Below are 12,317 nucleotides of genomic sequence, written 5' to 3'. Positions count from 1 at the left end.
TCCTTCCCGAAATACATTAGGAAAGAGAAAAGGTTTGGGATTTATTTTTAATTAATACCCTGGATTTTGTGTCGCTTTTCCATCCGCTTGCGTGATAAATTTTTGAGGAATTGGAAACAATTCATGTTTTCCTTCAACAAAAGTTTTTCCGTCAGCAGCCATAGCTGATTTTGCTTGACCTGTTCTTACAATATCAAACCATCTGTCATGTTCAAAAGCCAACTCATGTCTTCTTTCTGTTCTAATTGCAGCTCTCAAAGCAACTTGTCCTGTAGCAGTTGTTTTGGCTAAACCAGCTCTGTTTCTGACTCTGTTTAAAGGCCCAGTTACATCACCAGTCCCACTTTCGTTTGCCGCTTCAGCTTGCATCAATAAAACTTCTGCATAACGCAATACACGAATGTTTTTTGTCGTTTCCCAATCACCATTGAATGTTTCTTTGGTGTTACTTACATACGCTTTCTCGTTATATCTAGGATTAGCAACTAATGGAGAAACCACTCTGCCATCCCACATTGTTTCGCCCGCAAAAACAATTGTAGCGTTTCTTCTCACATCGCCTGCTTCATACGAATTAGCTAGACTTGCAGTTGGCGTATTGAAACCCCAACCCCATCCGCTGGTTCCTCTGCCTCCTTGAGAGACCATATAGCCTTCAATCCCTTGAGATGGATTTCCTCCATAACCACGGATTTCAAAAATAGATTCAACACTATCTTCGCCAACTTCTCTCCAAATTGTAGCATAATCAGCCACTAAATTATAACCTGTAACAGCAGCACATTGGTCTTTGACACCTTGCCAATTTCCTTGGTATAAATATACTTTCGCTAATAAAGCATGAGCAGAGCCTTTTGTAGCTCTACCCAAATCAGAAATTGCGTAACCTGATTTTTCAGGAAGTGCCGCAATAGCCGCTAATAAATCTGTTTCGATGAATTTATATACTTCTTCTTTCGATTTGCGTATTAATGTCATATCAGTATCTGCAGCAGATGATGGTACCGGAACGTGATCCACAATTGGCACACCACCGTAACATCTTACCAAATTGAAATACATTAAAGCACGAAGAAATTTAGCTTCACCTGTTAATCGTGCCACAACGGCAGCATCAGCTTTGTCTAATCTGGGAAGGTAGTTCAACGCGATGTTAGCCTTACTTATCCCTTGATAATTAGTTTCAAAAACTTCTTGAACGGATAAAGATGTAGCATCCAAAGTAAGCGCATCACACTTGTCTTTATCTGTTCCTGAATCTCCAGGATCTGATCCTTTATCAGCATCATCTGAGGTCATACTCGTTAATCCGTTCCATGAAAAAGAACTCGCGCTAAAACTCAATGCGTTGCTGTAAACAGCCGTTACAAAGCTTTTTGCGCCATCATTATTATTATAAATTGTTAATAAATCGGCTTCGGCAATGTTTTCTGTCGGAGCTACTTCTATAAATTCATTTGAACAATTAGTAACAAGCAGCGCAACAGCCACTAAAGTTATGGGTATAAATATTTTTTTCATCTTATTAAAATTTTACGTTAGCACCAATAATGAATGAACTCAAAGTAGGATAAGCATCTAACTCAATTCCTTGCAGTCCCATTGGATCACCATCATTATTCAATTCTGGAGAATATCCAGTGAACTTTTGAGATATAAATGGATTTATTGCACTTGCATAAATACGAACTGAAGAAACAGATGTTGTTATTTTAGGCAATGTGTATCCTAAAGTAATGTTGTTTACTCGAAGGAAAGCTCCTGATTCTAAATAATAATCTGAAGATAACGGAACTGAATTAAACGGTGCCGGATTTCCTGCATTTGTATTTGATGGTGTCCAAAAATCCGTAGCAATACTTGCTTCAATATTTTCGTTACCAAAACGTTGCGCTTTTTTACCGTTATACACTTTATTTCCACCCACTCCATAAGCATCCACTGAAAAATCAATGTTTTTGTATTCGAAACCTAAATTCATACCGTAATAATAAGTTGGTAGTGACGATCCAAAGAATTTTCTGTCTGTTTCAACCGGATTCGAAGTAATTCCACCATCTTTATCAAAATAAGTAAAATTCCCATTCGCATCATAACCTGCTACTTCAAACAAATAAAAACTTCCCAAAGGTTGTCCTACTTCCAATCTTTTTGTAAACTGTCCGTTGTTGATGAAACCACCATTTTGTCTGATCGCTAATGGATTAAATACCTTTGAAACTTCATTTTTATTATTCGAATAATTAGCACCAATCCAATATTTTAAATCATCATTGATGTTATCATCCCAACGCAAAGAAACTTCAAATCCAGTGTTAGAGATTTCACCTGCATGAGCAGGAGTTGCTCCTGTACCCACTGTAAGCGGCGGAGTAACATTCAGAATTACATTAGAAGTGTTTTTATCATACCAGTCCAAAGATCCTGATAATTTATTTTCTAATGTTTTAAAGTCTAAACCAACTGAAGTCTCATCAGTAATTTCCCAACCCAAAGTAGGGTCAATAAATGCACCAATAGTAGTTCCCGAATAAAGCGAACCTCCAAAATCATATCCTAAACCTGCTCCTGAATTGAATGTTTGTTGGTTAATAGGAACATTTTGATTTCCTAATCTTCCCCAACCACCACGTAGTTTTAGGAAATTGATTGTTTTACTTTCCGCTAAGAAATCTTCTTTAGAAAGTACCCATCCCAAACCAAATGATGGAAAATTACCCCATTTGTTATCGGAACCAAATTGTGAAGAACCATCTCTACGAATCGTACCCGTGAAAAGGTATTTTTCCATTAATGTATATTGGAATCTTGCAAAATATCCAATTAAATTTCTTTGATTTCCTATTACGTGTCGTGTTACAAGACTATTAGAAGGAGCACTAGATTGATTTAAACTCCAATAGTTAGAATTTTCAGGTACGTTTCTACCTCTTACTTCTAATTCTTCGCGGCTGCCAAATTGTTGAGCTGACATACCTAATGTCACTTCAACATCATGAATATCGGCAAACTTTTTATTGTACGTCAAGAAATTATCGAAGTTCCAGTTAAAGTAATCACTTCTTCCAGTTACCAATTCATTTATTGGTTCTGAAGCGGAGTAATTAGCTGTTTCTCTTGAAGGATCTGCCGCTAACCACAATTCACGTGTAGGTGTGTAAGAAAACCTTTTGAAGGTGTTGTATTCCAATCCCACTCTTGATGTAAATTTTAATTCATCAAAAATTTTGTATTCCAATGCAAGACTTCCTTGTAACAATATATTTTTTTGCTCCTCAGTAAAATAAGCTAACTGAGCTACAGGATTACCTACGTTGTTAAACAAAGATCCAGTGGTAGAGGCTTGTCCGTCCGCACCAATAATTGGCATTCCCCATCGTCCATTGTCATATTTAACTTGTACTAAAGGCGATTGTTTGTACGCTGAAGTAAAAGCAGATAACGGTTTAGGTGTAGACTTTGAAATCGAACCACTTAATGTTTGCGTAATTTTTAATTTATCCGAAAGCTTGTAATCGTTGTTATTTCTAAAAGTAAAACGATTAAAATCCAATCCGTCTAAAACACCTTTTTCGTCATAATAGTTCAAACTGAATAAATAATTGATTTTTTCAGAAGCACCAGAAAGTGATAAGTTATTCGAAGAATACATTCCTAATCTGGTAATTTCATCAAACCAATTGGTATTATAACGTTGATCGGTTGAAAATCTGGTGTTTTGTTCTGCCACATCTGAGTAATATGCAAAACGATTTGAGCCTGCCATTTTAACTGTTCTTAGCGGAGTACGAACGCCATAAAACCCATCATATTCAACAGTAGTCTTGTCTCCTTTACCTTTTTTTGTGGTAATAATTACAACTCCATTGGCGGCTTGATTTCCATAAATTGCTAATGATGATGCATCTTTTAAAATATCAAATGAGGCAATATCATTTGAGTTCAAATTATTGATGTTTTTGGTAGGAATACCATCTACTACATATAAAGGAGTTCTGTCAGCACCATATGTACCAATACCTCTAATGATTAGCGAAGGAGAACTTCCCGGAACATCTGTTCCAATAACCTGAACACCAGCTGCTTTTCCCTGAATTGCTTGTGTGGCATTCAACACTTTAGTTTTGGTGATGTCTGTTGCAGAAAGTTGTGATATTGATCCTGTATTGTCTGATTTTTTTCTCGAACCATATCCTATGATAACCACCTCTCTTAGTTCAGTGTCTTTCGATTCATTTAATATTATAGTCATTTCACCCGCAATCGCAGTTACTGATACAGCTTCAAAACCTACCATACTAATTTTTAATATTTCGCCTACTTTGGCATTAATATTAAAATTACCGTCAAAATCAGTATCGGCAGAAGTTCTAGAATCAGCTGCAATTACAATTGCTCCTGGAATCCCAATTCCACTTTGATCCAATACCTTTCCCTTAATTACTTGGCCAGACATATACGCCGGAAGTAGAATAAGTACTAAAAAGCTAATAATAAAATTTCTCATATATTAATAATTTGTTAAAGTTAGTAACGCCAAATTAGATAATTACAACGTTATAGTTGACAAAACGGAATTACTACATGAATACATCAAAATACTATTTTAGCACACAAAATCACCATTTTACAATAGCTACGAAAGGTAAAAACACATTATACTGCATCTAAATGATGTAGTAATGATGTACTTTAATTCCACAATAAAAGAGGTTAAATAATATAATATCTATAAAAAGAACTCTTTTTTTATATTGACAATAAAAATTTAGAAAGGTTTTCGTCCTGAACTAAGTTCAATTTTTTCCTTAAACGATAACGATGTAGTTCTACGCCCCTGAAAGAAATATTGATCAGAGGTGCAATTTCTTTCGACGAAAGATTCATTTTTAAGTAAATGCAAAGCTTAATATCCTTCGAAGTTAGGTTAGGATATTTTTTAGAAAGGTTAATTATAAATTCGTTGTGCAGCTGATTCAAATTTGTTTCAAAGGTTTCCCATTCATGCTTGTTAACAGCATTAATTTTTATAACTTTTTTAATTTCACTTTTCAGTTTATTAAAATCCACATCGGAATCCAGGATATTTTGAATGTTTTCAATCATTTCACCTTGTTTCGCAATTGAAAGTGATTTGCCGGTAACCTCAGATGATTTAGTTTGTAATTCCAGTTCTAAGATGTGCTTTTCATACTCCTGAATATTCAGTTCGTTTTCGGCTTTCAATTCCATCTCCAATATTTTCTTTTGATGTTTTAATTCCTCGTCACGCAATTCCAGTTTCTGTATATATCGCATTTTATTCCATTTGTAATACAAATACAATATTCCTCCAACTACAATAAAGTACAATAAAATCATCCAAATAGAAAAATACCACGGTTTAGCGACAACAAATTGAAAATTGGAAATTTTATCATAATTCAGTCCATCATGAAGATAAACGGTAATCTCATTAGAACCACTATTCAAGTTATTCAAGACAATCAGACCTTCATTTACAGGTATATATTCTTTAGTTCCATTAATTTTGTAAAATAAATTCGGCCTTGCTGCACCAAAAGCACCTGAGATTACATCTACACGAAGTTCCGAATTGTATGGTATTGTTGCTTTATTGCTGACCAAATTATCATTAACAAAAGCTTCTATTTTTATATTTGATTCTATTTTATTCGTGTACTTTAATTGCAACGAGATAAAACCGTCATCGAGATTTAACAGATAATTATCTTTGTTTTTAAAAACTTTTAAATTATCATTAATAATTTTCCCCTTGTAATATTTCTCTTGAATAACAGTACGGACAAATTTATTGCCATTGGCATAAACATGGTACAAAAGGCCTTCTTGAAGTATTAGAAAGTAATTTTCATCAATAGAAACAATATTTGATACATTTTTAAAATTAGTATTAAATAGTTCATTTTCTTCCAGTTGATTGGTGATTGAATTGTAAGTATACCAGGATTTATTTATCAAAAAAAGTATGTCGTTTCTAAACTCAAATATTTTTACACCAAAATCATTACTAATTTTGCTACGTTGGGTAACATTTTCAATCGCAGTAGTTTCATAGGCATCATTATACAGAATGCGGTACAAACCTCTGTTGTTATCGGCAGCCCATATTTCATTTTTCCTATTTTGAGCTACATATTTAATTGGTTTAATTAATCTTTTAATACTTATCTTTTGATTCAAATCATCAACATCATTATAAATAATTACGCCGCTATATGTTGCTTGCAAATACGAATTATTGATACTGCTTTTTGCTACATTCCAACCTCCATGTATAGCACTTAATTTATAGAGCAATCCTTTATCGTAAACAAAAGTGCCTTCATTGTGACCTATCAGGTATTTGTTATTAATTTTACTGATATTCCATGCCTGCCCTTCAGTATTGGGAACTATAGAAAATTGATTGCCTTCTAATTTAAAAATACCATGATTGGACGCCATCAGATAACCTTTATCAATAGTAGCGACAGAATACACAGAGCCTAAAACGCCCGAGTTATCATAGAAAATAGATATTGGCGAATTGACCTCAATATGTGCAATTCCATTATCCAGACCAAGCCATAAATCATTTTCTTTGTCCAGACCCACACTCAAAATAGAATTGTTCATCAAGACATTATTTCTATTGATGTTTTTATAGGAATTGGTGTTTAAATCAAAAACAAAAACACCTTTACTTGCTGTACCAATGATTAATTTATTGTTTTTAATAAATTTAGCCACATTGATGTTAGCCATTTTTAAAATATCGTTTAAAGGATTTTTCCAAGGACTTAAAACACCATTATTGTCAACATAAACGCCATTTTTTTTGGTAAAAACATACGTTTGGTTCTGAAATTTTTCAATAGCATGAATAACATTATTTTCTAAAACATCCCAACCTTTTACTTTTTCAAACTTGGAATTATTCATCTTGTAAATACCTTTTTCTACTGAAGCAACTAATAATTCATCACCGACAGGAAAACAATAGGAAACCAAAAAATCAAACTTATTTTTTTTGATTATTTTTCCATTATACAGAAAAATTCCATTAAAAGATTGAAAGTAAATTTTATCTTTAAATTTAAAAATTTTCCAAATCTCCTCATTATCACTCTCATCAAAAATCGTTGTTTTATCAGAAATAGAAACATAAAACATCTTTCCGTTTTTTCGGTACCAATAACCAAATTCCTTATAAGAACCGGAATAAATTCTATCTCCATCCACCATTATGGAACGGATTATCGTTTTGTTGGGTAACGAATATTTCTCCCATTTTACGCCATCATACCGCAATAAATAATAATTATTGGCAAAATACATAGCATTATCATTTCCTTGTGCTACATTCCAAATTTGGTTATCCCCATGATAATCAGATTTGTTGTAATTTTCAACAAAAGGTAGCAACTCTTGAGAATAAAGTTGAAACGAAAAAAAATATAACAGGATCAATACTGTAATTCTTGCTTTCAAAATGTGGCGTTTTATATCCAAATATAATTAGATTTCTCAAATAAAAGCCATAAAAAAAGCCTCTGTTTACAGAAGCTTTTTTCAAGTTGATTAATTTCTTAATTCGTCAATAATTTAAATACCTGATTGGCTATTTCGATTTCCTCATTAGTAGGAATGACCAATATTTTTGTTTTCGAGTCGGGTGTATTGATTTCCCGAATTTCATTTGAACGAATTTCATTCTTAGAATCGTCTAATTCTATTCCGAAATAATCCATATCTGTACATACCAGTTTTCGAATATAAGAGGAATTCTCTCCTATTCCTGCCGTAAAAACAATAGCATCAAGTCCATTTAAAACTGCCGTATACGAACCAATATGTTTTTTAATTCGATAGGCATTCATTTCTAAAGCCAACTGGCAATCAACATTCCCTATCGCTGCATTCGCTTCAATATCCCTCAAATCGCTGTAGCCTGTAAGCCCAAGCATTCCACTTTGTTTCTGCAACATCGTATTGACATCATCAAGCGTATATCCCAAAGAGTTAACCAAATAAAAAATCACGGATTGATCTACATCTCCGCTTCGGGTTCCCATTATCAAACCATTCATAGGACCAAAACCAAGCGTATGGTCAATGCTTTTTCCGTCTTTTATGGCTGTCATGCTACATCCATTTCCTAAATGTATGGTAATAATTTTCGAAACTTTATTTATAATATTCTGTTTCAAATAATGAATCGCCTTTTCTGAAACATACTTATGACTCGTTCCATGAAAACCGTATACGCGTATTTTATTGTCTGTCAAAAGGGAATTCGGCAATGCATATTTGTGCGCCACAACTGGAATCGTTTGATGGAAAGCAGTATCAAAAACAGCCACTTGTATTGCCGAATTGAAAATTTCCTCGGCCACATTTATTCCTTCTAAATTCGCTGGATTATGTAAGGGTGCTAAATCAAAAAGTTCTCTGATTTTGTCTTTTACCTCACTGGTAATAATTACGGTATTCGAAAAAGCGCTTCCGCCATGCACCACACGATGACCGACAGCTTCTATTTCATCCGTACTTTTGATTACTCCTATTGTTTCATCCATCAGTAATTTGGCAATTTTCTCCAAACCTATTTTATGGTTTGCAATAGGCAACGTTTCCTCTAATTTAGTACTATTTGTAACATATGTTAGATTCGAAGTTTCCAATCCTATTCTGTCAATCATCCCCGAACAAATTACTTCATTTGCCGGCATATTAATTAATTGGTATTTTATGGAGGAACTTCCTGAGTTTATAATTACTATTTTCATTTTATAATCCTTGAGCTTGAATCGCAGTAATCACGACTGTATTTATAATATCATCAACTGTACAACCGCGGCTTAAATCATTGACAGGTTTGTTTAGTCCCTGTAACATCGGTCCAATGGCTAATGCGCCAGTTTCTCTTTGAACTGCTTTATACGTATTGTTTCCCGTGTTTAAATCAGGAAAAATTAGAACGCTGGCTTGTCCTGCCACTTCCGAATTTGGCATTTTACTTTTTCCCACTTCCATATCTACGGCGGCATCATATTGAATAGGCCCTTCAATTTTTAAGTCGGGGCGTTTTTTTCTGACTATTTCAGTTGCTGTTCGCACTTTATCCACTTCATCTCCTTTTCCTGAAGAACCGGATGAGTAAGAAAGCATGGCGATTTTTGGTTCAATACCAAAAGCCAAACTGGAATCGGCAGATGAAATAGCAATTTCAGCCAATTGCTCCGCAGTAGGATTTGGATTAATGGCGCAATCTCCAAAAACAGAAACTCTGTCCTCTAAACACATAAAAAATATCGATGAAACGACAGAGGAATTGGGTTTTGTTTTAATGAATTGCAACGCCGGTAAAATAGTATGTTGCGTGGTATGTGCAGCACCGGAAACCATTCCGTCAGCATGTCCTTTGTAGACCATCATCGTACCAAAATACGAAACATCTTCCATCAAATCTTTCGCCATTCCTACAGTTACGTTTTTTGCTTTTCGCAACTCAAAATACGTGTTTACATAATCATCATAATGCTCGGATTCTATCGGATTAATGATTTGCACTTTAGAAAAATCAAAAAACAAACCCAATTCTGATACTTTGTTTTCTATTTGTTTCTTGTTGCCTATGATAGAAATATCCACCACATCCATTTCTAATAAACGGGAAGCCGCCATAATAATTCGATCGTCATTTCCTTCCGGCAGTACAATGTGTTTCCTGTGTTTTCTGGCTCTTTTTACCAAATTATACTGGAACATTTTTGGTGTCATTCCTTCAGCTTCAAAAGTGATCAGCTTTTCAGCCAAGTTGTCTAAGTCTACATATTTTTCGAAAGTAGTAATAGAAATTTCAATCTTCTGCTTGTTGTTTGCGTAGATTTTAGATTTTATGGATCCTATTTTATTGGTGATAAAATAAGTACCCTCTTCAACGGCAATAATTGGAACAACCGGCGAAAGTCCTTCTATCAATTTCAAAATACTAATTTCCGGCAAAATATTTCCTGTCAACACAATTCCGGAAATTGTAGGATAATTTACGGATTCATTGGCTTGTAAAGCTCCTAAAATAATGTCGGCACGATCTCCGGGAGTAATTACGAGGCTATTCTCTTTTAAATGCAGCAAATAATTACACAATTGCATGGCGCCAACGCTAAAATTTCCCGTTTGATTGTTCAAATTAGCGGCACCAAATAAAACTTTGGCATCCAACTCATTGACGATTTCCTGTACTGTTGGGTTGTTTAAATTATGGATTAATGGAATTGCATTTACCATTACGCTTTCAGGCAAAGTTTTTCGTAATCCATTCGCTACTATTTCTATATTCTCCTGCTGCACCTTATTGGCAATGACGGCCAAAACCTCCACATCCTTAACTTTGAATGAATCGTAAGCGAGATACAAACTGTCCAATAATTCTTCCAGCGTTTTGCCCACTCCTGAACCTACAATAATGGTTGGAATTCCAAGATTTTTAGCAATCAGAACATTCATATCTAATTCTATCACCGTTCCTTCGCCACTAAATCCGGTTCCTTCAACTAAAACAAAATCAAAACGTTCCTCTAATTTCTTATATTTTTCAATAATCAAATCGAGAACCTCCCCTATTTTCCCTTTATTTTTTTTCTTGATTAGTTTACTTTTTGTGATGGCAAATGCATCTTCAAACTCGATATCCAAACCAAAATGACCTAACACCGTTTCAATATGATTGTCAAATCCTCCTTCTTCGGTATCTTCGATTATTGGTCTGAAATAACCAACCTTGGCAGTTTTACCAATTAGCATGCTCATTAGTCCCAGTGTGACAATAGACTTACCGCTATTTTGCTCGCTTGTCGCTATATAAATGGCCTTATTCATTTTTTATTTTTAAATTAATTCCAAAAAAATTGGAGATATTGCTTTTTACGTATTAAAACCAACGGCGTTTTTTAAAATAGATTATCATTCCCATCACAATCAAAAACATGATTCCCATCACAATATGATAACCATATTGATATTTTAGTTCAGGCAAATTTTCAAAATTCATACCATACACTCCCACAATAAAAGTAAGCGGAATAAATATTGCCGAAACGATGGTAAGCGTTTTCATAATCTCATTCATCTTATGGGTTTGTGCCGAAAAAAAGAAATTTGACGCACTTTCTAATGATCCCATATCCGATTCAATTTGTTCTAAAAGTTCTAAACTCTTTTGGTGCAATCGAGAAAAAAAGCTGAAAGTATCTGATTCCATAGCATTAAAAATATTGTCGTCCTTGACGCTTTTAATATCATATAAAGAATCGCGCAGCGGAATGATGGATCGTTTTAAGAAATTAAAATTATCCCTGTGTTTCTCAATCTTTTCTAAAATTATTGGATCTACACTTTTCTTGGTAAGATTGATCAACTCTTCTACTTTGTCTTCTTCATTTTCTAAAGTAATGTAGAAATTTTCCATAATAGCGTCTAGCAGGATATACAACAAATAATCCGCTTTTTTCTCTCTCACTAAGCCCGAATGTGTGCGAATCCGCTCCCGAATATGAGTAAAAAAATCACTTCTTTTTTCTTGAAAAGAAATTAAAACACCATCCTTTATCAAAAAACTTATTTGTTCAACACTAATATTATCAGAATGTTCTGCAGGTAAAAGTGATTTGATATTAAAGAATAAAAATTCGTGTGATTCTTCAAGTTTAGTTCTTCTTGTTGTATTTAAAATATCGGCTAACATGAAATTATCTATTTTAAAATAATTCCCAATAGATTTTAGCCATTCCACATTATTTAAACCGTGAATATTTACCCAATTCGTTTTTTGTTTTTCTATATAGTTGTCTAAATTAGAAACCTTAAAATCCTCATATTCTGCTAAATTCAAATCATCGTAAACAAATAATTGCATCTCTGAATCTTTGGTTTTGTGAATCCCTGTATATTCCAGATTGTAAGGTTGCAATTTCTTTCCTTTCTTGTATTTAATTTTTCTCATTCAAAAATCATTTATAAAGTAATAATACAATAAAAAATCAAAAGTACGGCTACTTCCGCCTTTTGGCATTGCCAAAATCAAAAGTTATGCCTAACTATTTATTAATTTTAAAGCGAAAATACACAGAAATAACCATCTCTTCTATGAGAAAAATCATGTAAGCATAATAAATAATTACATATTCCACGAATGTTAATTTATGTTAATTATTCAAAATTGCATTTTCAAAATATATATTTTTAAAAATATATCAATAGATTTGAAGATTAATGCCGAATAAATAGAAAATTCTCCTATTTACGCACTG

At 33.7% G+C, this 12,317-nt stretch carries 6 protein-coding genes; all 6 read right to left on the bottom strand.

The genetic code is table 11. The features are described 5' to 3' along the window. Nucleotides 1-51 precede the first annotated feature (51 nt). Nucleotides 52-1,521: a RagB/SusD family nutrient uptake outer membrane protein gene (locus tag ACP7AQ_RS03125; protein WP_426094364.1), complete on the bottom strand. Its 1,470-nt coding sequence runs from the start codon at nt 1,519-1,521 to the stop codon at nt 52-54. Between the two features lie 4 nt (nt 1,522-1,525). Further along, nucleotides 1,526-4,507 carry a SusC/RagA family TonB-linked outer membrane protein gene (locus ACP7AQ_RS03120; RefSeq protein WP_426094363.1) on the bottom strand — a complete coding sequence of 994 codons (2,982 nt, stop codon included), beginning with the start codon at nt 4,505-4,507 and terminating at the stop codon, nt 1,526-1,528. A gap of 242 nt (nt 4,508-4,749) precedes the next feature. Next, nucleotides 4,750-7,494 carry a histidine kinase gene (locus ACP7AQ_RS03115; RefSeq protein WP_426094362.1) on the bottom strand — a complete coding sequence of 915 codons (2,745 nt, stop codon included), beginning with the start codon at nt 7,492-7,494 and terminating at the stop codon, nt 4,750-4,752. A 98-nt stretch (nt 7,495-7,592) separates the two neighbouring features. Next, nucleotides 7,593-8,792, bottom strand: coding sequence for an acetate/propionate family kinase (locus tag ACP7AQ_RS03110; RefSeq protein ID WP_426094361.1), 1,200 nt, complete (start codon nt 8,790-8,792; stop codon nt 7,593-7,595). Nucleotide 8,793: 1 nt separating this feature from the next. Further along, nucleotides 8,794-10,887, bottom strand: a complete 2,094-nt coding sequence (gene pta / locus ACP7AQ_RS03105; RefSeq protein ID WP_426094360.1) for a phosphate acetyltransferase — start codon at nt 10,885-10,887, stop codon at nt 8,794-8,796. Between the two features lie 52 nt (nt 10,888-10,939). Continuing rightward, nucleotides 10,940-12,010: a magnesium/cobalt transporter CorA gene (corA, locus tag ACP7AQ_RS03100; RefSeq protein ID WP_426091660.1), complete on the bottom strand. Its 1,071-nt coding sequence runs from the start codon at nt 12,008-12,010 to the stop codon at nt 10,940-10,942. Between the last annotated feature and the right edge of the window lie 307 nt (nt 12,011-12,317).

Source organism: Flavobacterium sp. DSR2-3-3 (assembly GCF_049896585.1).
In the GTDB taxonomy this organism is placed as follows: domain Bacteria; phylum Bacteroidota; class Bacteroidia; order Flavobacteriales; family Flavobacteriaceae; genus Flavobacterium.
Note: the sequence above shows the minus strand (reverse complement) of the source record. Positions and strands in the feature narration are given on the sequence as shown.

What these genes read in the sequence shown, in the direction of transcription:
- ACP7AQ_RS03110 (WP_426094361.1), bottom strand. Translation starts at nt 8,792, where the DNA reads ATGAAAATAGTAATTATAAACTCAGGAAGTTCCTCCATAAAATACCAA.
- ACP7AQ_RS03125 (WP_426094364.1), bottom strand. Translation starts at nt 1,521, where the DNA reads ATGAAAAAAATATTTATACCCATAACTTTAGTGGCTGTTGCGCTGCTT.
- ACP7AQ_RS03120 (WP_426094363.1), bottom strand. Translation starts at nt 4,507, where the DNA reads ATGAGAAATTTTATTATTAGCTTTTTAGTACTTATTCTACTTCCGGCG.
- corA (WP_426091660.1), bottom strand. Translation starts at nt 12,010, where the DNA reads ATGAGAAAAATTAAATACAAGAAAGGAAAGAAATTGCAACCTTACAAT.
- pta (WP_426094360.1), bottom strand. Translation starts at nt 10,887, where the DNA reads ATGAATAAGGCCATTTATATAGCGACAAGCGAGCAAAATAGCGGTAAG.